Genomic DNA, 22811 nt, shown 5'->3' on the forward strand with positions numbered 1-22811 from the left:
TGAAGAATGGCATTGTTGTCCATCGCGGTCAAATCGGAGGTCGCGGTGGAGGCGGCCTCAATGCCCCGAATGCGGAACCTGAAAAAGATGACGGATTCTTGCTGTAATCGAGGTCGGGTGCTGATCTGCTGATTGCCTCAAGTCGTTTGAAAGGTGAATCTCGCTTTCGACGCGTCGCGTCAATAGCAGTCCGAGCTCTTCTGCAAGTCCAGGACGGTCTCGCATGACGCCAGCCAGGACCTCTTTAGAGATTTCGTAGACGACGACAAAGGTGAGCGCGCGCATTCTGGCCGGTTCGACCGCACCCATGAGGACCCCACGTTCGCCAAACAGGTCGCCAGGCGCCAATCTCGTGATCTCGCTCATGACCCCTTCAATCTCACGCTCGACGACGACCACCCCGCTTCGCACGATCATCAGGGACGTCAAAGCAGCGTCCTGGGCAGCGATGACGACATCCTGTTTGAAGGTCAGCCGCTTCATCTCCTGCGCAAGGTTCTCCCTTTCGTCCTCTGTCAGAGTGGAGAACAACCCTATCGAGCTCAGGAGCCTCCAGGGAGTTCCCGGGTGTTTGGATGTCGCATCCTGAACCTGAATTATGCCGGCCGATGCGTTGGCCGGTGGACCGAGCTGTATTCCAGCCGCTTTGGCATGCCTGTAGGCAAGGTCGTAGATCTCATTTCGTGCCGCTGCGATCTTCGAAATCCCCGACACGCGGAAGGAGAGCTCAACATCAACGCCTGATGCATCCATGCCGACAATCGAAACGGATGGAGGCGGAGATTTGAGAATGGAATTGGCGCTGAGCAAGACCGCCTGCATTGCCTGTTCAATCGTTGCCGGGCTGCGGGTTGGAAGCATTCGAACCGTCACGGTAGCGCCATGGACCTCGTCGGGAGCGGTGAGGTTCGTCAGACGAGCCTTCGCAAGCGCGCTGTTCGGCACGATGATCAGATCGTTGGTGCCGCTCAGCAGGTGAGTGGAGCGCCAGTTCGTCTCCACCACCCGGCCCTGAACATTGTCGTCAAGCACAATCCAATCGCCGACATTATAGGGCCGGCCGAGATTCAGTGCGATGCCGGAAAAAACGTCGTTGAGGGTACTTTGCAGTGCCAGACCAAGGACGATTGCGAAAACGCCGGATGTGGCGATCAGGGTGCCGACCGGCAGACTGAACACGAAGGCAATAATCGAGAGAGCCGCGCCGACGTAGATGATGCCCACAAGCAGATCCTGTATCAGCCGGCCCTCTCTCGGATTTCGCTCGAAAATCAGAAACAGCCGAACCGAAGCGACAAGGACCATTGCAGTGCCGATCCACCACGTCGTTTTCGCAAGGCCGAGAAACAAACGGTGTGTCAGATCCTCGGCCGTCATATCGGTCGACCATGGCGCGACACCGTTGGCGATCAGCAGGACCGTCAGCATCACGAAAAACACGACGTGAGCGGAAAACCGCAGCGCGGGCCGTCCTCTTGCAAAGACTCTCGCTGTCAGAATCAAGACCACAAGGGTCACGAACTGAGAGATCGGGTCACCGAGAACACGGCCTATCAGCGTAGAAAATGGGTCTGACATGGCGTCTCCTGGATGATGCGCGAACCAACCTTACCCCAGCGCCGCATGGTGGCAATCGACGGTCAACAGGAATCTTCGCACCATTCTGCCTATTCTGAACCATTCAAGACCTACCTTCGCGCAGCGATAGTTTTTACCGGGCCATCCGGTCGACCTTCCCGAGCAAGGCTCGGCGACCGATATCGCGGCGTCTAGGATAGATATTGTTTTCATAGATCTTTTCGATGAAAAGACGCAGCTCCCTTCCAAATGAGAACTTCTTCGTGTGAAGCATTTTCCTGGCCGTACATATGCATCCGGCACCGCTTCTTGCTTCACGAACGTTGACAATGCTCGCGTCTGGAGCGCCATCAGCGGCTGCCAAACCGAGCTCTTGCTTCTTCCGTCGCGGGCATGAAGAACGATACTAGCGTGCCCTCAGGGTCTCTGAACTGGAAGGTGCGATTGCCCCAAGGTAGCAGTTTTGGCTCGTGCACCACTTCGACATTGCTCTTAAGGCGTGAGAACTCCGCATCGATATCATCGACCAAAAATTCGAGTATCGCGGACCGGTTGGCGCCCGGCGTGGCGGTTCCGGCCATGAAGAGACCCACGGTCTCGGCTGCGCCGATCGCCAATGTCGCGCCAGGCGTCACTATCTCGGCAAAGACCGGCGCCAGCCAGTCAGCGGCGGTATCCGTCACCAGTTCGTAAAACGAAACGGCGGCGGTGATGTCGCTGACGATAAGGCGGGTGGATGCAAGTCTCATGATCTATCTCTCCAATAACGCCGCTTGGTCGGCATTGAGACCTTGTAAGCGAAGCCTCCTGACAGCATGGTGGCAGCAGGAGTGAGCCATGCGTCGTGCCGACCGTCTTTTCCAAATCATCCAGATCCTTCGTCGCTCGTCGCGTCCGGTAACGGCAACCATGCTTGCCGGCGAGCTGGAGATCTCGATCCGCACAGTCTATCGGGACATGGCCGATTTGATTGGTCAACGTGTCCCGATCGCTGGCGAAGCGGGCTTGGGCTATATTCTCGATTCAGACTACGACATGCCGCCCCTCATGCTCACACCTGATGAGATCGAGGCGGCCGTGCTTGGCGCCCAGTGGGTTGCACAGCATTCCGACCCATCGCTTGCAGCTGCTGCCCGCGATCTGATTGCCAAAATCGCTGATGCCATACCGGAAAGACTGCGCCCCCACATTGCTGAACCGAGCATTGGCACCAAGCCGAAAGCCGGCGATGCCGCAGAGATCGTCGACGCAAGGCAGCTTCGCAGCGCCATCCGCACCGGTATGAAGATCAGGCTCCGCTATCACAGCGAGCGTGGGGAGCACACGGAGCGGATCGTTTGGCCAGTCATTCTCGGTTATGCTGAAGCCTATCGGATGCTGATCGCATGGTGTGAGACCCGAAGCGATTTCCGCCATTTTCGTACCGATAGGATGATTGCCGCCGAAGTTCTTGAAGAGCCTATCGGCTTGCGAAAAGGCGAACTGCGGCGTCGTTGGGAAAGGTGGCGAAACGCCCGGGATCCTTCAGCATTCCCATTCAACACCTGATCAGGTGTCACGGTTGTGCCGCTTGCCGAGCAGATGCACCCACGGGACAAGATGGGCAATCGCCATCAGCACATACATCAGCACCATCCCGCTTAGCATCGAGCCGCCGTCGCTGGCACAGATCGTCATTGTTGATCGATCGCCAGCATTCAGGAAAGCCATGACGACAAAGACAGGAGCGGCGGCAAGGTGTAGAAAGCGGCTGATCGCCGTGGTCCGATATCGGCCGGCGGAAGCGCCGGCCATGCCGTTGTGAATGAACGATCTGCGCACGGCGCTAGACTCCGTAGCGATCGTGATGGCGCCACCAGACGCCTTCCTCATTGCGCCCGAGTGGTGCCCGGTCGAGCCATTGATACATGCCCCAGAGGCCATCCAGCCCGCGGGCGTAGGATGAATAGGTGTGATAAATCTCGCCGCCATGCAAGGCAAAGGAGCTCACACCTGGCCGGTCGCGTGTATAGGTTGCTACATCAGTGCCCGTCATCGAAGCGATCTGCGCGACGGGCCCCTCGCTGCCCTTGAGCTCCCATTGTTGCACCGTCTCGGCGAGCGGTTCGGGCATCGGTGGCTCACGGCGATAGTTGTACTCGATGCCACCGTTCACCTGCTCCTCCGGCGTGAACCAGACATTGAAGTCGTGATTGAAATCACTTTCCGCTGAAGACGCCCAGTCGAAGGTCCATCCCATACGCTTCTTGAATTGCTGCAGTTTGACGAGTGGTCCGCGCGAAACGGCCCAGAAGGCGACGTCATGGTTTTCCAGATGTACGAAAATGCCGTTGAACCCGTCAGCTATCGATGAACAGGAGGGGCAGCCCGCTGTATAGTCCGTGCCGAACATGAAGTGGTAGACGAGGAGCTGCGAGCGCCCCCGGAAGAGCGCCGAAAGAGGCACGATGCCCGCATCTGTCTGCAACTGATATTGTTTGTCGATCTTCACCCAGGGGAGCTGGCGGCGGTGCTCCGCGATTTCGTCGCTGCGCCTTGTCAGCTCTTTTTCTTCTTCAAGAAGGGCAAGCCGGGCTGAAAGCCATGCCTCGCGCGTGCCAGTCACAGTGGTCGTCATCATCTTTCTCCTCATCAAAATTCTGCAGGCGCTTCACGTAGCCGGCAGATCGGCGTTACCCTAGGTCTGATTGACCGGAGGGTGGGAGTTACAAGTGTGACGGGATTTCAATGGACTCGATGATCACGGCTGCGGCGCAAGCGCTCGCGGCCGGCGATGTGCTCGGCGCTATGAAACGCGTCGCGCTGCGTGGCGATGCTCCGGCGCTCGCTCTCAGAGGAATTGCACTTGCCCAGCTCGGTGATTTCGAGCGGGCCAAGGCGCTCCTGAAAAACGCTCACCGCGCCTTCACCTCCCGCGAAGAGCTGGCTCGCGCCCGCTGCAAGCTGGCGGAAGGTGAGATCGCCCTTGTGAGCCGCGACCTCAGCTGGCCTGAAAAGGCTCTGGAGATGGCGCGCCAGACGCTCGAGCGGCACGGCGACAGGCCGAATGCAGCCCATGCCCGAAATCTGCAGATTCGCCGCCTGCTGCTTGTCGGCCGCCTCGAAGAAGCGGAGACGCTGCTTGCGATGCTCGATCCATCGCCATTGCCGCCCGCCGCAAGAGCAAGCCTGGAGCTGACCGTCGCCGGCATTGCAGTCCGCCGGCTAAAGATCCAGATCGCCCGCGCGGCTTTTGCGCGCGCGGCATCTGCGGCAAGGGACGCCGATATTCCGGCTCTTGTTGCGGAAGTGCAAAACGCAGCTCATGTTCTCGATGAGCCCGCGGGCCGAAGAATTGTCCACGGCGACGAACGCACCCTTTACCTCGATGAGGTCGAGGCACTCCTTTCCTCTGATGGCCTTATCATTGATGCCTGCCGCTTCACCATCCGTCGTGGCTCCCGAATCGTTTCCTTGGCTGGAAGGCCAGTGTTGTTTTCACTGGCGCGCGCGTTGGCCGAGGCTGCACCGGATGACTTGCCGCGCGGCGTTCTGCTCGCCCGTGCCTTCGGTGCGCGCCATGTAGACGAATCCCATCGTGCCCGTCTGCGGGTCGAAGTCGGGCGGCTGCGCGCCGCGCTAGAAGGGCTTGTGACCATCGAGGCCACACAGGACGGCTTCGTTCTCCTGCCTGCCAACGGCGCCGATGTCGCGGTGCTGGCACCGCCGATCGATAATGAGAACGGTACTGTGCTCGCCCTCCTTGCCGACGGTGAAAGCTGGTCGAGTTCGGCTTTATCGATCGCGCTCGGGATCAGCACGCGCACGGTCCAGCGCGCACTTGAAACACTTGCTGCGTCGGGCAAGGTCGAAAGCGTAGGCAATGGACCGGCGCGGCGCTGGATCAGCACGCCGGCAATCGGTTTCCCGACAACATTGTTACTCCCGGGACCGCTCCCGAGCGGCTAGCGTCGCGAAAATAATGATGGAGGAATAGGCATGAAGCGATCCGCAGCCGAGATCATCCGTGAATACGGTCCTTTCGATAGTGCCCAAAGGGTCAACGGCGTGACCTTCGACGGGCAGCATATCTGGTTCGCTTCCGGCGAGAAGCTCCATGCGCTGGATCCGGAAACAGGTAGCGAGGTAAGCACGATCCATGTTGCATCGCATGCAGGGACCGCATTCGACGGCCGCTCTCTCTACCAGATCGCCGAGGATCGGATCATCAAAATCGACCCTCAGACCGGCACGGTCCTGTCGACCATTCCGGCGCCCGGAAACGGTGGCGATTCCGGGCTCGCCTGGTGTGAAGGCAGCCTTTGGGTCGGCCAGCATCGCGGCCGCAAAATCCATGAGATCGATCCGGATACCGGCGCCATCAAGCGGACCATCGAATCCGATCGGGTCGTGACCGGCGTCACCTGGGTCGACGGTGAACTGTGGCATGGGACGTGGGAAGGCGACGTCAGCGATGTACGCCGTATTGATCCGGGGACAGGCGAGGTTCTGGTACGCCTCGAGATGCCCGAAGGGATCGGCGTTTCCGGCTTGGAATCTGACGGGAAGGATCGCTTCTTTGCCGGTGGCGGAACGCAATCCGTGGTTCGGGCAATCAGGAGACCGCGACCGTGAAATCAAGGCGCAACGCTGCCCTCTCATGGCAAATGGAACGCTTCGCGGCGTTCGATCATTTCAGGAGTGAATGGATTCGAGCGGAGCTAGGCAGATGCAAATCCAAGGGGTCTACGCCGCACTCGCGACCACCGACATCAAGAAGGCAGAAGAATTTTACAGCTATCTATTCGGTCGGGAAGCCGACGATCGCCCGATGGCGCGATTGATCCAATGGCGCGATGTTGCCGGAGCGAACATTCAGGTATTCGAGGATCGTGATACGGCCGGTTCCGGCCGATTGACGATAGTCGTGCCTGATATGGCCGATGCCAGAAATGCCCTTCGGAAGATCGGTGTGCAGCTTGTGGGTGAAGCCCAGGGTGACTATGGCCGGATTGCACAGATTTCCGATCCAGACGGCAACCGCATCACGCTTGCTGAACCGCCCTCAAGAGCGTTCACTCGTTAGGCTCGCGTCGCCGGCACGGCTTTCACACGGCCAACCGGATCAAGGTAATCCGGACAGCCAACAGCAATTGAGCGCCAACCGGGCAAGAGGTGCGGGAAACCTGGCGATCCATGTGCAGATCAACTGCGATGGTCGCGCACCCGTCGTTATGTAAGCCGTTTCATGCACGCCCTGACAGCCCCCTGGTGTTACGCCGCAAGGTTCTTGCAGGCAAAGTCGCCAGCACTATCTCTTATGTAACAAAGGTGCATGGCGGGATACTCATGGCGAACCCCTACGAAACACTGGGTGTGGCAAAAGGCGCATCGCAGAAGGAAATTCAGACCGCATACCGCAAGCTTGCCAAGAAACTGCATCCAGACCTCAATCCTGGAGACGCTGCATCGGAGGAGAAATTCAAGGCAGCGTCAGCCGCCTACGCAATCTTGGGTGACGAAGACAAGCGCGCCAAATTTGACAGGGGTGAGATCGACGAGACGGGCGCAGGGCAGCAACAGCGGAGCTACTATCGTGACTATGCTGCGGATCAGGCCAGCGGCGCCCGTTATCATAATGCAGGCGGTTTTGCCGATTTCGGTGACAGAGACGACATCTTTTCGAGCTTCTTTTCCGGAGCAAGGAGCAGGGGCAATGCGTCTTACCAAGGTGGCGACCTGCAGTATCGACTGGAGGTCAGTCTTCGCGAGGCGGCGAACGGTGGCAAGAGGACGGTTTCGCTTCCCGAAGGCGGAACCCTGGAGCTCAAGATCCCGGCTGGTGTCCGGGACGGCCAGATCCTGCGCCTTCGTGGAAAAGGCGCACCGGGCCATAATGACGGACCGGCCGGCGACGCCCTCATCGAAATCCACGTTCTGCCTGACAGGCAGTTCTCCCTTGAGGGCGATGACGTCAGGACCGAAGTCCCTATTTCAATCCGCGAGGCGGTTCTCGGCGCAAAGGTGGAGGTCCCGACCCTGTCCGGCGCGGTGTTCCTTTCGGTTCCACCAAATTCCAGCACCGGCAAGACGCTTCGTCTCAAGGGCAAGGGTTTTCCAAACAAGCATGGTGGCCATGGCGATCAATACGTCGTCCTGAAGATCGTGTTGCAGGGCACGCCGGACGCAGAGTTGAACGAATTCATGACCAACTGGGAAGCGGGCAAGTCACATGATCCGCGGCGTACATAGGAGGAGGCGATGGACGAGCTTGAATATTGCCGTACCCTGAGGATTGAAACGTCAACCCTTCAGATGTGGGTCGAGGAGCGATGGATCATCCCGGTTGGATCTCCCGACGCTTTTTCCTACGAGGATGCCGACGTGGCAAGGGGTCGCTTGATTCTAGACCTGATCGGAAGCATGGGGGTCAATGATGCAGGCATCGACGTGGTCATTGATCTTGTCGACCAGCTCCACAGTCTGCGCGAACGGATGCGTTTGTTGATGGATGCCATCGCGACGCAGGACATCGCGGTCCAGAATGCACTCGGCCGCGCACTCAATCGGGGCTGATGCCCGCAGAGAACGCCTGCCAGGTCATTCATTCTTGCTCATCGTGCTCTTGTATTCGAACTCGGCATTGGCTGGGTGGTCGACATATTTGTGCTTGAAGACCTCCGCGTCTTCGGCCTTTTCGAAACCGACCGCCACCCAGCGAGACGCGGCCATATTTGAATCGGCCCAGATGACGAAAATCTCGGCTTCGGGAAATTCGCTTCCCCAGTCATTTGCCCGATCTTGGAACGCCTCGTCGGTTTTGAAGGAAAAGGTGAACAGTGCCTTCAGCCGTTCTTCGTGGGCATGGAAGTAATCCAACACCGACTTCTCGTTGATAGGGAAGGGAGCGCTTTCGAAATTGTCGTCTGTGCCGAACTGCAGCGTCTCCAGATTCTTGCCGCCCTTGTTCCGGCGTAGCGAGAACTCGAAATTGTGGTGTTCCAGGCTGTAGGCAGTCGCTGTCTTCGGATGGCTCCATTCAACGCGGTTCAATTCCATCTGCAAACTCCGGTCTGGCATTTGGTGGCGCGAAAGTGGTCGTGCAATCAAGAACTAGGGCAGGCACAGATTTGGAGGAGGGCCCAACGCCGATGAGCCGTTGTTAAAGGTGTGATCTGCCGTCTGGTCCCTGCCATGTCGCAAGCTCACTAATACCCGCCAGGATGAGATCGAGCCCGGTCAGGAAATCTGCCCTATCATCGTGTGCCGGCAGATGAGCCGCCACACTGCGGGTGAACGGAAACGCAGCGGCATTGAGGTTAGACCAGTCCTTTGCCATTGCGCGGAGGAATAATTCTCGATCGAGGCCGAGGTCGCGGGCCATCTCGGCATTGGCAGCATTCTGCCCCCCAACACCCAGAACATAGTTCAATAGGGCGGCCACGACCGACCACTCGACCGCCGGATCAATCCCCATCTTTCGGATCTGCTGCCCGAACCGTTCGAGGATCCGGATCGATGGCATCGATCCTGGTGCCTGGGCAAGGGCCGTAGCTATCCAGGGCCTTTTATCGACCTCATCGAAGAGAGCGAGCGAAACTTCACGGATTTCCAAAAACGGTGATGCTCCGCAGGTCGGCGCCAAGACGGCTTCGACAGCTGCGTCGCAGGCCGCGATCAGGAGATCTGCCTTGTGGGCAACATGATAATATATCGCTCCGGCCCCGGTGGTGAGGTGTGCGGCCAGCGTCGGGAAGGTCAGGCCGCGTGTGCCGGCGATGTCAAGCAGCTCTATCGCCGCCTCGATAATGCGTTGCCTCGTCAGCGAATCGGACCGTCGTCTGCTGTCTTTTTTCATAGTTGATATTGACACGAATGGAATGTCATTCCAACTATGGAATGACATTCCATTCAAGGAGATTGTTCGTGAACGTTTCAATTATCGGCGCAGGGCTAGGCGGCCTCACGCTTGCCCGCGTCCTCCATATCCACGGCATTGCCGCAACCGTCTATGAAGCGGATGCCGATCGCGATGCCCGGCCTCAGGGCGGGATGCTCGACATCCACGATTTCAACGGCCAGCTGGCGTTGCGCGACGCCGACCTCTATGAACAGTTTCTGGCCCTTGTGCATCCTGGAGGGCAGCAGTCGCGCGAGCTCGACATGCACGGCAACGTCCTGATGGACAATCCTGACGATGGCACTGGCGGCCGTCCTGAAGTTCAGCGTGGCGAACTGCGGCGGATCCTTCTGGATTCTCTTCCGCCCGGCACGGTATTATGGGGACATAAACTGAGGACCGCCGAACGTCTCGGGAGAGGAAGGCATTTTCTTTCGTTTGACAACGGTTCGACTGCCGTGGCCGACCTGCTGGTTGGCGCCGACGGCGCGTGGTCGAAAGTTCGCTCCCTCGTCTCGGGCGCCAAGCCCGTCTATTCGGGAACGACGTTTGTTGAAACCTGGCTTCACGACGCAGACACTCGCCACCCCGCAACTGCAGCGGCCGTTGGCGGCGGCTCGATGTTTGGTCTCGCGCCCGGCAAGGGAATCATGGCACACCGGGAACCCAATGCCGTGCTCCATGCCTATGTCGCGTTAAATCGGCCGAAGCATTGGATCGATGCCATTGACTTCTCCGATCCCGCCAGCGCGAAGACCATGATCGCAGCGGAGTTTAAAGGCTGGGCGCCAGAACTGACCGCCCTGATCACCGATTGCGAGCGTAACCTGGTCGCGCGCGTCCTTCATACGCTTCCGCAAGACCACCGATGGGAACGGGTTTCAGGCGTCACCTTGCTTGGTGATGCGGCCCATCTGATGATCCCGTCCGGTGAAGGGGCCAATCTCGCCATGCTCGATGGCGCCGAGCTTGGCAAAAGCATTGCAGCCAGCCCTGGCGATATCGAGACGGCACTTGCTTGCTACGAACAGCAACTCTTCCCGCGCAGCCATTCGGCTGCGATCGAAGCCGCAGAACTGGTCCAGCTGATGTTTGCCGAAGACGCGCCCTACGGCCTTGTTGAGGCATTTGCGCAGGATCTGCTCGGCAAGCCTAAGGCGGCAACCAAGGCCTGATCCGTGGGCCGGCTCCGGAAAAACCCTCGGCGGAGAGGATCGCCGGGACCTTGCAAGAGTGCCACGATGGGGTACCGTGACCTCTATACACTGGGAAAGTCGATAATCTCGATAGCCGACCGATCAGAGATTGCAATTGGCGTCGGGATCATCGCCCACCGAACGCGGTAAAATGCAGCAGACACCAATCCATCGGCTGCAAGGGTCATCGCCCCAAGAAGTGCTTGCGCTGACGCCCACCCGCAAGGTAACCGGAGCAGGTCGGCTCCGGTGAAAAATTCTTGTCCATCCCAATCGAGCGCGACCTACCGCCAGAAAATCGCAATCAGGAGCCAGTCTTCATTGTCCGATATTTACGCAATCGGCGACATTCACGGACGCGCCGATCTTCTTGAGGCGCTCCTCGGCCATATCGCCGCCATTCAGCGCGCTGGTAGCTCGCAGCCCGTCATCATGTTTCTTGGCGATCTCATCGACCGGGGTCCGCGCAGCCCAGAGGTTCTTGATCTCGTTTCTTCCGCTCTCGATCGCTATCCCGGCTCGCGGCTCGTATTGGGAAACCATGATCATTACCTGCGCTCGCTGCTACGCGACGAGCTCGCTGAGGACGATGCAACCAATTGGATGGATTGGGGCGGCGTTGCGACCGTCAGCGCTTATTCACGCCAGCCGGTACCTAACCGAGATACGCGAGCGTTTTCCACATCATATCGGCCTCCTGAACGGCGCGGTGACCCATGAGGTTGCCGGCAGCTTCTGCTTTGTGCATGCAGGTGTGCGCCCCGGCGTCCCTCTCGCCGCACAGACCGATTACGACTTGCGATGGATCCGTGCGGGATTTCTCGATCACGTCGATCAGTTCGACCATATCGTCGTGCATGGCCACACCATCACGAACTCTCTGTGGCCCGAAATCTACCAAAATCGCATTGCGCTCGACACCGCCGCCTACCGGACGGGCAGGCTCAGCGCCGCCGTCATTCGCCATGACAGGCTTTCTCATTTCCTCTGCACCGGCATTGCCGCTAATGGCGGGATCAGCGTGGAGGAATGGATGTCGTAAGCGGGGCCAGCGATACACTGCACGCTTGCCCGCCAAAGTGTCAGGTCCGAATTTCCCCGATGCCGGATTTCGCGTGCGACTGGGCCACGATTTTTACGGTAGAGCTGGCTCGGCAAGTCGCTCACCCGTTTTCGAGACGATGCTGTATTGGTAGGGCTCACGCGAAGTGATCATGATGGCATCGTCCGGCAGTGGGCGGGCGAGCACCTTTGCTTCGTCCCAGGGTGCCGTCATCCACAGTTCAGTTTCCTCGCGTGTGCGCAGGAGCACAGGCATCGCTTTCTCGTGCACGGGCCGGACGGCGTTATTGGGATCCGTGGTCAGGAAGCCAAAAAGATCATCAGTTGTCAGACCGTCTTTGACCTTTCTGACACTTTTCCATTGCGCCACCCACAGTCCAGCAAAAAACATCAGCGGCTTTTCGGGAGCGGCAGAAAACCATGCGTTGGGTGTCGCCTCTTTGCCAGTCTTGCTTTTTGGATCGGGTTCGGCAAATGACGTTACCGGCACCAGACACCGGTGTTCGATACCGAACCATCGCTTCCAATGCGGCAGATTCAATTTGCGCACGTTTGGTGTCCCGCGGTCTGGCTCCATGCGGATCAACTCCTCCATGTCGACAGTTAGACCCTTTGCCCTGGCTTTTGCAGCACGCGCCTCCGCCGCTGCTTTTTGCAGGTAGAAAGGCGCTGGAAGGCCCCAACGGCAATTTGCGACCTGCCTGCGACCGTCAGCTACGTTCCTGATGACTGGCGCAAGCTGGTCGGTATAGATCTGGTAGGCGGGCATCGGGTTAATCAGGCTCTCGGCGTCCTGAGCCCATTTCGTAACCCAGTCCTTGTCTTCCATGCGATAGAGCGTACACATCGATCCCCGCCTCCGATTTCCTCGACGGTAGCCGATGCGGCTGCACCTGCCAATAAAATCGTTACCTCAGTCAAGCACGGAACTCCTTCGAAGCAGCAAGTCCGCAAGGCCGCGCCATCTGTCGCCGAATGAGACTTGTGGCTTACTATGCAAGGATCTACCAGGTCAGCGAGAGTTGTTCGGTGCACGGCTGCGTCCTAGGCTCCAGGGACGAGAGCGTCACGCCGAGAAGCCGGATGCCTTTTGACACCGGAAAGACTCCTTCGAGCAGAAGGCGGATGCCGTCTTCGATCGCGCCTTCCGAACTTAATCCTTTTTCCAGCGTTCGGGAGCGCGTGATCTGCGTGAAGTCGGAATATTTGACCTTGAGCGTTACGGTCTTTGCGGCAATGCTGTTTGCTTCGCAATAGCGCCAGACTTTGGCAATGAGCGGCATCATGCCATCCATCGCCGGGCCATAGGCATGAATATCGGACGCGAACGTGTCCTCGGCGCCCACAGATTTGCGAACCCGATCAGGCTTGACCTGGCGGTCGTCGATGCCGCGGGCAATCCCGTAGTAGTAGGGTCCTGATTTTCCGAAATGACTGACGAGAAACGCAAGATCCTTGCCTCTAAGATCTGCACCGGTCTCAATGCCGAGGCGCAGCATTTTCTCGGCTGTCGCCGGTCCGACGCCGTGGAACTTCTTCACTGGCAGCGCTGCCACAAATCCCGGACCATTCTTCGGCGTGATAACTGCCTGTCCGTTTGGCTTGTTGAGGTCGCTCGCCATCTTAGCCAGGAATTTGTTGTAGGAAATGCCGGCTGACGCATTGAGCCCTGTCACCGCCTTGATCTTTTCACGGATTTCGAGCGCGATCTCGGTTGCGATCTCTATTCCCTTGAGATTTTCGGTGACGTCGAGATAAGCCTCATCCAGTGACAGTGGCTCGACCAGCGGCGTGTACTCGGAAAAGATCGCCCTGATATCGAGGGAGACCGACTTGTAGACGTCAAATCGCGGCTTGACGAAAATCAGATCCGGGCATTTTCGCTTGGCCGTCACGGATGGCATTGCCGAACGCACGCCGAACGCGCGTGCCTCATAGCTTGCGGCTGCGACGACGCCGCGGGCCTCAGCGCCACCAACGGCGATCGGCTTTCCGCGAAGTTCGGGATTGTCGCGCTGTTCTACAGATGCATAGAAGGCATCCATGTCAACGTGAATGATCTTGCGCACTCGCTCTGGTGCGGGGCTGTCCGGTTCGGCACTCATCTCTCATTCCACATCATGCGCCATCCACCACCGGGTCGCATCAGGCCTCCCTGGTTTCCGGCTTCGCCGCCACATCGAGCTGGCACCTGTCTATCCCGTCGGCGGCATTCATTCTCTCGCATCCCAATGCCAGCCGGCGACGCAAGTTACGTATCGGGATTGCCGCGCCATGCCGCTGCACAACTGCCTTGCGATTCATCTCGTCGCTGCGACCACATGCCCGGCATGCGACAATGAGAACCTTGCATCGAACCTGCCGGAGAATAATCCCATCTTTAAAGGAATTTTTTCTTATCTTTGTCATTTTGCCTATCTGTGGACGAGCTCTTTCTACCGCATTGATTTTGCTTCCTGATCGCGCGTCGAGCCGCTGTGGACGAATGTTGGACCACGAGTATCTGCCCAAACATGACGATTGACTCAAATGCCAATCAGGAACAAACAAGGAACATACTTGCTTTTGTGCAGAATGGAAACCCGCTTTTGACAGAGGTCAATTTTGGCGCACGGTGCCGCAAATCTCGTGATCTCCGAGCTTCGGGAACGCATTCAGCATCTCGAAGGTCCATCTTCGCGTCCGAAGCGGGTCCTACCCTTCGACATACCCGACATCGATGATCGCCTGCCAGGCGGAGGCTTGGCCTATGGCGCTCTGCATGAATTTGCCGGCGGCGGCGCGGGAACTGTCGACGGCGCGGCGGCGGCACTTTTCGTAGCTGGCATTGCTGCCCGCACCACGGGCCAGATTGTCTGGTGCCTTGCAAGACCGGACCTGTTTTTCCCTGCGCTGGCGCAGGCGGGCCTCCATCCGAAGCGGGTCGTTTTTGTCGAGTCCGCCAGCGAGGACGACGTCATCGCCAACATGGAGGAGGCCCTGGGCTATGGCGGTCTGGGTGCCGTGGTCGGCGAGCTGGTGCGGTTGCCGATGACCAAGTCGCGTCGCCTTCAGCTTGCCGCGGAGAAGTCTGGAACCATGGGGCTGATCGTCAGGCGCTGGCGGCGACAGACAGAAGCCAGGGACTTCGGCCAGCCGACGGCTTCGGCCACGCGGTGGCGGGTGAGTGTCACTCCGAGCGAGGAGCTTCCTGTGCAAGGCGTCGGTCGAGCACAGTGGCGGTTAGAGCTTATAAGAGTGAAAGCGGGCGAGTGCGCTGAGTATTTCGTAGGAGCGTGTGATGCCAAGGGTCGTATCAATCTATCTTCCGGAGCTGGCGACGGACAGGATCAGGCGATCCGATCCTTCTATTCCCGTTGAGCAGGCCATCGCCGTGATCGCCCGCAGTGGGTCGAAAAGGTGGGTATCGGGCGCCGATGCTGCAGCCAGGAAATCGGGCGTCCGTGTCGGTATGCCTGCTGCCAAGGCCCAGGCGATCTTTCATGGGTTGATGCTGGTCGACGCCGATCCGGTGGCCGATGCAGCGGCACTCGAACGGATCACCCTCTGGGCCTTGGGCCAGTATTCGCCGCTCGTCGCTGTCGATGCCCCTGACGGGATCATCATGGACACCGAGGGGGCCGATCATCTTCAGGGCGGGGAGCCGTTGATGGTCTCCGGGATCGCCAACCGTTTCCGCGCCAAAAAGCTGTCGGCCCGCGTTGCTATTGCCGACACGTGGGGGGCAGCACACGCCTGCGCCCGGGCAACTCGGCAGGAGAGCGTGATCGTACCAGTGGGCGAGACCGTACGTGCCGTCGAGAAGCTGCCGCTCTCAATGCTGCGGCTCTCGTCCAAGATCGTCGGCGACCTTCACACGCTTGGCTTCAAGACGATCGGAGAGCTGTCGGCAACACCTCGTGCGCCGCTCGCCCTTCGTTTCAGTCCTGAGATCGGCCGCCGGCTCGACCAGATGTTCGGACGCATCGCAGAGCCAATCGAGCCTATCCGAGCCGCTGAGCTGATCGAGGTCAGCCGTGTGTTTGCCGAGCCCATCGGGGCCGCCGAGACGATCGACAAATACGTCGGCTATTTGATCATCCGCCTGGTGGCTGAACTTCAGCGCCATGGCCTTGGTGTTCGCCGCGCCGACCTGATTATCGAAAAGATCGACGGCACTCGCCAAGCCGTTCGTTCCGGAACGGCAAAGCCGTCGCGTGATGTCGTTTGGCTGAAGAAGCTCTTTCGCGACCGCACTGAGACAATCGAGCCGGGTTTCGGAATTGAGAAGCTGACCCTGGTGGCCGTCAGGGCAGAACCTTTCGAAGAGTTTCAAAAGGTCTCCGCACTGGTCGAGGAGGAGACGCCCGATATCACGCCGCTGATTGACATCTTCGGCAATCGCGGCCAGCGGGTCTATCGCGTCGCTCCTGTTGCCTCCGACGTTCCCGAGCGAAGTGTCGCGCGGATCGCGGCGGCAGCCTCAATCTCGGACGAGACCTGGGTGCATCACTGGCCTCGGCCGGTCCGACTGCTGGCACAACCCGACCGGATCGAAGCGATTGCGCTCATGCCGGACTATCCGCCTGCGAGCATCACATGGCGCGGACGAAAGATGAAGGTCATCCGCGCTGACGGTCCTGAACGGGTATTTGGAGAGTGGTGGCGGCGCGACGGTGAATTCGACGCCGTTCGGGATTACTTCGTCATCGAAGGCGAGGGCGGCGAGCGCCTATGGATTTTCCGGCGCGGCGACGGCGTTGACCCTGCCACCGGCTCGCGCGAGTGGTTCGTGCACGGGATATTCGCATGAGCTACGCCGAGCTTCAGGTCACGACCCACTTCAGTTTCTTACGGGGGGCATCCTCGGCAGACGAGCTGTTTGCCACCGCCAAGCAATTGGGCATCGAAGCCTTGGGCGTCGTGGACCGGAACTCACTTGCTGGCATCGTCCGCGCGCTTGAAGCGTCCCGTGCCACCGGCATCAGACTTGTCGTCGGTTGCCGCCTCGATCTTCACGACGGCATGTCGATGCTCGTTTACCCAATGGACAGAGCTGCGTACTCCCGCCTGACGAGGCTGATCACGCTTGGAAAGAGCCGGGGAGGGAAGGACAACTGCATTCTCCACCTCGATGACGTCGGGGCCTACGCAGAGGGTCTCATCGCGGTCCTCGTCCCCGATCTCCCGGATGAAACCTGTGCCGTCCAACTCCGGAAGATGGCCGAGATCTTCGGTAATCGTGCCTATGTCTCGCTCGCGCTGCGCCGGCGGCCGAACGACCAGCTGCGGCTACATGAGATTTCCAATCTGGCGGCCAGGCATCGTGTGCGCACTGTTGTCACCAACGACGTCCTCTTCCACGAACCGGGACGACGACAATTGCAGGATATCGTCACCTGCATTCGCAACAACACCACGATCGATGAGGTCGGCTTCGAGCGCGAACGGCATGCTGACCGCTACCTCAAGCCACCGCAAGAAATGGAGCGGCTGTTCCAGCGCTATCCAGATGCACTTGCACGCACAATGGATATCGTCGAGCGCTGCAAATTCTCGCTGGAGGAGCTGACATACCAGTATCCTGAGGAGGCGATTGTGCCCGGCATGGATGCCCAGCAATCCCTTGAGCATTACGTACGGGAATACATCCCGCAGCGATATCCCGAAGGCCTCCCACGGAAGGTTTTGCGTTCTATCCGGCACGAGCTCGATCTCATCAAGGAGATGCGCTACGCGCCGTACTTCCTGACCGTGTTCAGCATCGTCAAGTTCGCCAGAAGCCAAGGTATCCTGTGTCAGGGGCGCGGATCGGCGGCAAACTCGGCTATCTGCTATATCCTCGGGATCACCAGCATCGACCCGGAAACCAATGATCTCCTCTTTGAGCGCTTCGTTTCAAAGGAGCGCGACGAGCCGCCTGACATCGATGTCGACTTCGAGCACGAACGGCGCGAGCAGGTCATCCAGTGGATTTACAAAACCTACGGCAAGGAGAAGGCCGCCCTCTGCTCGACGGTCACCCGATACCGCGCCCGGGGCGCGATCCGGGATGTCGGCAAGGCTCTGGGTCTACCGGAGGACATCATCAAAGCCTTGTCGTCGGGGATGTGGCACTGGTCCGAGGAACTGATCAGCGATGACCGACTGAAGACACAAGGTTTGAACCCCGCAGACCGTCGTCTGGCACTGACGTTGAAGCTGGCCCAGCAGCTGATGGGAGCGCCGCGTCACCTCGGCCAGCACCCGGGCGGTTTCGTCCTGACACATGACCGCCTCGATGACCTCGTCCCCATCGAACCCGCGAGCATGGCCGATCGCCAGATCATCGAGTGGGACAAGGATGACGTCGAAGCTCTCAAGTTCATGAAGGTGGACGTCTTGGCACTTGGCATGCTGACCTGCATGCAGAAGGCGTTCGTTCTTATCCGCGACCACAAACATGAGCCGCTCGATCTTGCCTCGATACCGCAGGAAGACCCTGCGACCTACGCGATGATCCGCAAAGCCGACACACTTGGAACCTTCCAGGTCGAAAGCCGCGCACAAATGGCGATGTTGCCACGACTGAAGCCGCAGACATTCTACGACCTCGTCATCCAGGTGGCGATTGTCCGCCCGGGTCCCATTCAGGGGGATATGGTGCATCCTTATCTGCGCAGGCGAGAGGGGAAAGAGAAGATCGAGTATCCGACGCCGGAACTAGAGGCCGTCCTCGGCAAAACGCTTGGCGTCCCGCTGTTCCAGGAAAGCGCCATGAAAGTTGCCATGGTCTGCGCCGGCTTCAGTGGGGGTGAGGCGGATCAACTCCGCAAGTCGATGGCGACGTTCAAGTTCACAGGTGGCGTCTCCCGGTTCAAGGACAAGCTCGTGTCCGGTATGATCACAAACGGATATTCCGCTGAATTCGCTGAGAAAACATTCAGTCAGCTGGAGGGCTTCGGAAGTTACGGTTTCCCGGAAAGCCACGCCGCCTCTTTCGCCCTTATTGCCTACGCGTCCAACTACGTGAAGTGTCACTTCCCGGACGTCTTCTGCGCTGCGCTTTTGAACTCCCAGCCGATGGGTTTCTACGCGCCTGCCCAGATCGTCGGAGACGCCCGAAACCACTGCGTGGAAGTCCGGCCCGTCTGCATCAACCGATCCCGGTGGGACTGCACTCTCGAGGAGATCGGCGACACCGGGCGGCATGCCGTCCGGCTTGGGATGCGAATGGTGAAAGGGTTGGCCGTCGCCGACGCCGCGCGCATTATTGCGGCGCGCATGAACCGCGTGTTTGAAAGCGTCGACGACGCCTGGCGGCGATCCAACGTCCCAACGGAGGCGCTCGTCCAGTTGGCCGAGGCCGACGCCTTCCTACCCTCCCTTGAACTGGAGCGGCGTGACGCGCTGTGGGCGATCAAGGCGCTACGCGATGAACCCTTGCCGTTGTTTGCGGCGGCCGCTGAGCGCGAAGCTGCAGTCATCGCCGAGCAACAGGAGCCGGAGGTCCACCTACGGCAAATGACCGACGGCCACAACGTCATCCAGGACTACGGCCATGTCGGGCTGACACTCCGTGGCCACCCGATCAGCTTCCTGAGACACGACCTCGAAAAACGGAACATCGTGACTTGTTCGGATGCCATGAATGCCTGCGACGGTCGCTGGCTGATGACGGCAGGGCTTGTGCTCGTCCGGCAGAAGCCTGGGAGCGCCAAGGGCGTCATGTTCATCACGATCGAAGACGAGACCGGGCCAGCGAATGTGGTCGTCTGGCCGTCGCTATTTGAGAAGAGGCGTCAGGTGGTATTGGGGTCATCGATGATGGCGATCAACGGCAGGATACAGCGGGAAGGCGACGTGGTTCACCTAGTCGCCCAGCAGCTGTTTGACCTTTCCAGCGATCTAACGGGTTTGGCCGATCGCCATGTCGATTTCAAATTGCCGACGGGCAGGGGCGACGAGTTCGCTCATGGATCGCCTGGTAGTCCGGATTCACGCGATCGGGCGCCTATACCCAAAGTCAGGGATATCTACATTCCAGACTTGCATATCGACACGCTCAAAGTGAAAAGTCGGAACTTCCATTGACAAGGGCAGCCACGCATAGGAACTGACATTTTGGGGACTCAAATCTCCATTATCTGTTCCGTCACTGATCAACGCATGTGTTGTTCACGGCAACCCGAACAATCGCCGCAACATCCGCGTTTTCGGAAACAATGTCGCGCTGATCGACTGGGATGAAGCGCATGTCGATGCCGCAGATCTTGATCTGGCGCTGCCCGAAAACGCCGCCGCCCTCGACGACGACGCGTATGATATTGCCGCTCAGGCAGCAGCTGCCTGGGAAGCCGCCGTCTGCTGGCGCGACGACTACGCAGTCAAGAGGCTTGCCGAAGTTCGAGAAACCTGATCGATCCAGAGCGCTGTGGATCGCGACGGACAGGACGCCGACCCGGATCGCCATGTCGAGGCACCCCACTCATCTGAAGGGGACCGCGATGGCGAGAAGCAAGCCGAAACGGCTGCCATTCTTTTCACCTTACTTTTCGGATGCATGGCCCGTTCATGTAGCTGAATGGCTTCCGCAAAGAGCAGTAGAGCCTCTGGCCCAGAGAGTTTTTTCACCTGATCTGCATCGGCCGTCTTCAACGCAATCTTTTTGGCGAGCCCCATTCCTTGCCCCATCGCCGCGTCGAGCAATGTTTCGGCGGGCACGACAATCATCGTTGCTCGTCCCTTCGGCTTCAATTGCCTTAAAGGCGATACAACACATCACGCTACGTGTCGCTCAAGCATCGCTGCCACTTTCGCGGCCTCAAGGCGCGAAGATGTCTTGTAGGGATAATGTTTCCAGCACCCCTGGTTCTCACCTTTGCCGAAGGGAAAACCCGCCCAGTCGCCGCAATGGCAGCGTCGTGCCACAAGGACAGGCGCGCGCTGCAGGACCGGTCTATCGATATCGCTCACTTTAATTCCTCCAGGTTCCAGCCGCCCTTCGGAGCACTCCATCCTTTGCGGGTGGCGCGAAAATCAGCCTCTTCTCTGGCTTTCTGCTTGGCCTCGGCAGGTCCGTCCGCCCAGACCGTGATACGAAACCGGCCCGCTTTGAAAGTATATCTCGAGAGATCACGGTTGCGGCCCGACGCATAGCCTGCGCGGAAGATCAACCTTGCACTGCTATAGTCGGTCCGCTCGCGAAACGACGGAAGCTGTGCATCCCACCAGTCGCGAAACGCAGCGCGAAAAAGCGCCTTGCGCGGCGCTACCTTGTCGAGCATGTCAGGTGCTCCGCTCATATACGGGCGTCTATCCCCGGGCAAAGCCGACGCTCATCGAAGCTTCGGCATGCGCCAGTTGCTCCCTCAGATGACGGCAATCCTCAATCAGGGTAGCGATCGTTGCCAAGGCGTCACCGTCGTGCCATGAAAGCGCTGCGCGAACGTCTTCGCTTGCGGAGACGAGCAGGATAGGTGCAGCGGTCGCCTCCGGCATCAGAGCATCTCCTGATGGCGGTAATGCGCGATGATGCGATCGTAGACACCACCAACGGCATCATCGACCGTCCCGCTCCAGTCAAACCAGAGCGCTTTGACGATCCGATCGGGATTGCGTAGACGATGCAAGCCGCAAGCCTGTCCTGTGTCTTCGTCTATTGCAATTTCGATCTCGCCAAAGGGGCCGGCGTCGGGAACGCAAAAGGCGCAGGCCACAGCGAAGCGCACACTGCCGGCGACCCGCAGGCCGACCATCCGGATCAACTCAGGATGCATTTCGAGCCCAGAAGCCTCCTCAGCAGGCGTCATATACATGTCGAAGCCATCAGCGCTATTATCGTTGCTGCCACGGTTCATCCTTCGCGCAAACATCCTCGCTCTCCATTGCTCACTGTCGGATTGGCGGCCGCACTCGCCGTATATGTTCCTATTATGTTCTGTTTTTTTACGGAGTCAACATGACCAATCCGGACTATTGGGCGAGCCAAAGCAGGCGCCTCCCTCGTCACCCGTCATGATGGTCTGCTTGGGCACCTTTGCGCCAGTTGATTTCGAATTTGGCCCCTAGGCACACTTTCACCTGATCTGCGCAAGGGAATCGACTAAAGCTGACTGACCGGAAATCAATCCGAGACGGGCACGTGACGCAGCAGTTCGATTTCTTTACAGATGATGATGAGGCTGAGGCACCGGCACTTGGCCCACGGCGACGGCGTAGCGTCAAGCAAGTGGTCACCGCTGATAGCGAAGGCGGGCTTGTTCGGCAGCTGGAGGCAACCGGCCGCTATCGCGTCCTCACCAAGCTTGAGCCCCGGCCGATCGTGCCGTTTCCACGTCCCGGCTTTCTCCGGAGAGGCGTCCTCGTTGATGCAGAGACGACCGGATTGAACCATCGAGAAGACGAAATCATCGAGATCGGTATTGTCGCCTTCTCCTTTGACGAGCAGGGGGCGATTGGCGACGTGACTGGCGTCTACAGCGCGCTACACCAGCCGACCAGGCCGATTCCGGAGGAAATCACGCGGCTGACCGGGATTACTGACGAAATGGTGGCCGGCCATATGATCGACCCGCAGCAATTGCGATCGCTGGTCGAACCCGCGGATCTGGTCATCGCCCACTACGCCAGGTTCGACCGGCCGTTTTTCGAAGCATTTTCACCTTTGTTCGATCGCAAAGCCTGGGCCTGCTCGGTTTCGGAAATCGATTGGGCCGCACGCGGATTCGAAGGCAACAAGCTTGGATATCTGATCGGCCAGGCTGGCTACTTTCATGAGGCGCATCGCGCGGTCGATGACTGTTTCGCGCTACTGGAAATCCTCGATCGCGGTCATGGCGATAGCGCCAGCTCGCCGTTCTCGGAACTTTATCTGTCGAGCCAGCAGAACCGTGCGCGCATTTTTGCCGAACACAGTCCCTTCGAGATGAAGGATCAATTGAAGATGCGCGGCTACCGGTGGTCAGATGGAAGCGACGGCGGGCCGAAATCCTGGTGGATCGAAATCGAGGAGCACAGGGTCCAGGATGAGATCAACTACCTGCGCGCTGAAATCTATGGATGGGAAGAAGCCGACCCGCCGGTGAGATATATGACTGCTTTCGAACGGTTCAAAAGCTGACGCTTGGGAGACGATT

General features: G+C 59.0%; 24 protein-coding genes and 2 pseudogenes. 15 read left to right on the plus strand and 11 right to left on the minus strand.

What is annotated here, in order from left to right; all coding sequences use genetic code 11:
• Positions 1-57: 57 nt before the first annotated feature.
• Both AB4Z25_RS14075 and AB4Z25_RS14080 read right to left on the minus strand, forming a co-directional pair.
• The gene (locus tag AB4Z25_RS14075; protein WP_310295858.1) at positions 58-1578 is read right to left on the minus strand and encodes a mechanosensitive ion channel family protein; all 1521 of its coding nucleotides are present in this window, start codon (positions 1576-1578) and stop codon (positions 58-60) included.
• Between the two features lie 350 nt (positions 1579-1928).
• A complete protein-coding gene (locus AB4Z25_RS14080; RefSeq protein WP_112386565.1) occupies positions 1929-2327 on the minus strand; it encodes a VOC family protein in 399 nt (132 codons plus the stop codon).
• An 88-nt stretch (positions 2328-2415) separates the two neighbouring features.
• Here AB4Z25_RS14080 and AB4Z25_RS14085 point away from each other — a divergent pair, with 88 nt between their 5' ends.
• Positions 2416-3126, plus strand: a complete 711-nt coding sequence (locus AB4Z25_RS14085) for a helix-turn-helix transcriptional regulator (protein ID WP_112386564.1) — start codon at positions 2416-2418, stop codon at positions 3124-3126.
• Here the strand turns inward: AB4Z25_RS14085 and AB4Z25_RS14090 are convergent, their stop codons facing one another.
• Entirely contained in the window at positions 3127-3399 is a 273-nt protein-coding gene (locus tag AB4Z25_RS14090; protein ID WP_442208256.1) for a hypothetical protein, read from the minus strand.
• A gap of 4 nt (positions 3400-3403) precedes the next feature.
• Positions 3404-4195, minus strand: coding sequence for a DUF899 domain-containing protein (locus AB4Z25_RS14095; RefSeq protein WP_112386562.1), 792 nt, complete (start codon positions 4193-4195; stop codon positions 3404-3406).
• Positions 4196-4305: 110 nt separating this feature from the next.
• On the opposite strand from AB4Z25_RS14095, the gene AB4Z25_RS14100 reads away from it, so the two are divergent.
• The 5 genes from AB4Z25_RS14100 (at position 4306) to AB4Z25_RS14120 (ending at position 8133) form a co-directional block, all read left to right on the plus strand.
• A complete protein-coding gene (locus AB4Z25_RS14100; RefSeq protein ID WP_112446092.1) occupies positions 4306-5526 on the plus strand; it encodes an HTH domain-containing protein in 1221 nt (406 codons plus the stop codon).
• Between the two features lie 30 nt (positions 5527-5556).
• Positions 5557-6192, plus strand: a complete 636-nt coding sequence (locus AB4Z25_RS14105) for a Vgb family protein (protein ID WP_310295868.1) — start codon at positions 5557-5559, stop codon at positions 6190-6192.
• Between the two features lie 94 nt (positions 6193-6286).
• On the plus strand, positions 6287-6643 hold the full coding sequence (locus AB4Z25_RS14110) for a VOC family protein (RefSeq protein ID WP_112386559.1): 357 nt from the start codon (positions 6287-6289) through the stop codon (positions 6641-6643).
• A 263-nt stretch (positions 6644-6906) separates the two neighbouring features.
• Complete coding sequence (locus AB4Z25_RS14115) at positions 6907-7809, plus strand: DnaJ C-terminal domain-containing protein (protein WP_112386558.1); 903 nt, start codon at positions 6907-6909, stop codon at positions 7807-7809.
• A gap of 9 nt (positions 7810-7818) precedes the next feature.
• Positions 7819-8133 (plus strand): chaperone modulator CbpM, encoded by a 315-nt coding sequence (locus AB4Z25_RS14120; RefSeq protein ID WP_112386557.1) that lies wholly within the window; start codon positions 7819-7821, stop codon positions 8131-8133.
• A 24-nt stretch (positions 8134-8157) separates the two neighbouring features.
• Here the strand turns inward: AB4Z25_RS14120 and AB4Z25_RS14125 are convergent, their stop codons facing one another.
• Positions 8158-8616, minus strand: coding sequence for a hypothetical protein (locus tag AB4Z25_RS14125; RefSeq protein ID WP_112386556.1), 459 nt, complete (start codon positions 8614-8616; stop codon positions 8158-8160).
• Positions 8617-8719: 103 nt separating this feature from the next.
• Positions 8720-9415, minus strand: coding sequence for a TetR/AcrR family transcriptional regulator (locus tag AB4Z25_RS14130; protein ID WP_310295871.1), 696 nt, complete (start codon positions 9413-9415; stop codon positions 8720-8722).
• A 17-nt stretch (positions 9416-9432) separates the two neighbouring features.
• Here AB4Z25_RS14130 and AB4Z25_RS14135 point away from each other — a divergent pair, with 17 nt between their 5' ends.
• The 3 genes and pseudogenes from AB4Z25_RS14135 (at position 9433) to AB4Z25_RS14145 (ending at position 11695) form a co-directional block, all read left to right on the plus strand.
• Positions 9433-10632 (plus strand): FAD-dependent oxidoreductase, encoded by a 1200-nt coding sequence (locus AB4Z25_RS14135; protein ID WP_442208258.1) that lies wholly within the window; start codon positions 9433-9435, stop codon positions 10630-10632.
• Positions 10633-10902: 270 nt separating this feature from the next.
• Positions 10903-11169 (plus strand): annotated as a pseudogene (locus AB4Z25_RS14140) (metallophosphoesterase); the annotation flags it as partial.
• A gap of 25 nt (positions 11170-11194) precedes the next feature.
• Positions 11195-11695, plus strand: coding sequence for a hypothetical protein (locus AB4Z25_RS14145; protein WP_442208365.1), 501 nt, complete (start codon positions 11195-11197; stop codon positions 11693-11695).
• A gap of 93 nt (positions 11696-11788) precedes the next feature.
• Here the strand turns inward: AB4Z25_RS14145 and AB4Z25_RS14150 are convergent, their stop codons facing one another.
• Both AB4Z25_RS14150 and dinB read right to left on the minus strand, forming a co-directional pair.
• Positions 11789-12562, minus strand: a complete 774-nt coding sequence (locus AB4Z25_RS14150) for an SOS response-associated peptidase (RefSeq protein WP_310295878.1) — start codon at positions 12560-12562, stop codon at positions 11789-11791.
• A 157-nt stretch (positions 12563-12719) separates the two neighbouring features.
• Positions 12720-13820, minus strand: coding sequence for a DNA polymerase IV (gene dinB, locus AB4Z25_RS14155; RefSeq protein ID WP_310295880.1), 1101 nt, complete (start codon positions 13818-13820; stop codon positions 12720-12722).
• A gap of 169 nt (positions 13821-13989) precedes the next feature.
• Here dinB and AB4Z25_RS14160 point away from each other — a divergent pair, with 169 nt between their 5' ends.
• The 5 genes and pseudogenes from AB4Z25_RS14160 to AB4Z25_RS14180 form a co-directional block, all read left to right on the plus strand.
• Positions 13990-14175, plus strand: a complete 186-nt coding sequence (locus AB4Z25_RS14160) for a hypothetical protein (RefSeq protein WP_112386551.1) — start codon at positions 13990-13992, stop codon at positions 14173-14175.
• A gap of 144 nt (positions 14176-14319) precedes the next feature.
• Positions 14320-15075, plus strand: a complete 756-nt coding sequence (locus AB4Z25_RS14165; RefSeq protein WP_112386550.1) for an ImuA family protein — start codon at positions 14320-14322, stop codon at positions 15073-15075.
• On the plus strand, positions 14996-16507 hold the full coding sequence (locus AB4Z25_RS14170) for a Y-family DNA polymerase (RefSeq protein ID WP_442208259.1): 1512 nt from the start codon (positions 14996-14998) through the stop codon (positions 16505-16507). Before AB4Z25_RS14165 ends, AB4Z25_RS14170 begins: the two co-directional genes overlap by 80 nt.
• Positions 16504-19767, plus strand: a complete 3264-nt coding sequence (locus AB4Z25_RS14175; protein ID WP_442208260.1) for an error-prone DNA polymerase — start codon at positions 16504-16506, stop codon at positions 19765-19767. The genes AB4Z25_RS14170 and AB4Z25_RS14175 overlap by 4 nt, the downstream gene beginning before the upstream one ends.
• 76 nt (positions 19768-19843) lie before the next feature.
• Positions 19844-20092, plus strand: a pseudogene (locus AB4Z25_RS14180) (aminoglycoside phosphotransferase); the annotation flags it as partial.
• 553 nt (positions 20093-20645) lie between these two features.
• Here the strand turns inward: AB4Z25_RS14180 and AB4Z25_RS14185 are convergent.
• The 3 genes from AB4Z25_RS14185 to AB4Z25_RS14195 are packed head-to-tail and all read right to left on the minus strand — an operon-like array spanning position 20646 to position 21533.
• The gene (locus AB4Z25_RS14185; RefSeq protein WP_442208261.1) at positions 20646-20960 is read right to left on the minus strand and encodes a hypothetical protein; all 315 of its coding nucleotides are present in this window, start codon (positions 20958-20960) and stop codon (positions 20646-20648) included.
• Between the two features lie 28 nt (positions 20961-20988).
• Complete coding sequence (locus tag AB4Z25_RS14190; protein ID WP_442208262.1) at positions 20989-21174, minus strand: hypothetical protein; 186 nt, start codon at positions 21172-21174, stop codon at positions 20989-20991.
• The gene (locus AB4Z25_RS14195; protein ID WP_442208263.1) at positions 21174-21533 is read right to left on the minus strand and encodes a hypothetical protein; all 360 of its coding nucleotides are present in this window, start codon (positions 21531-21533) and stop codon (positions 21174-21176) included. The genes AB4Z25_RS14190 and AB4Z25_RS14195 overlap by 1 nt, the downstream gene beginning before the upstream one ends.
• 284 nt (positions 21534-21817) lie before the next feature.
• Here AB4Z25_RS14195 and AB4Z25_RS14200 point away from each other — a divergent pair, with 284 nt between their 5' ends.
• Positions 21818-22795: a 3'-5' exonuclease gene (locus AB4Z25_RS14200; RefSeq protein WP_442208264.1), complete on the plus strand. Its 978-nt coding sequence runs from the start codon at positions 21818-21820 to the stop codon at positions 22793-22795.
• Positions 22796-22811 lie beyond the last annotated feature (16 nt).

This window comes from Rhizobium sp. RAF36 (assembly GCF_052114105.1).
In the GTDB taxonomy this organism is placed as follows: domain Bacteria; phylum Pseudomonadota; class Alphaproteobacteria; order Rhizobiales; family Rhizobiaceae; genus Rhizobium.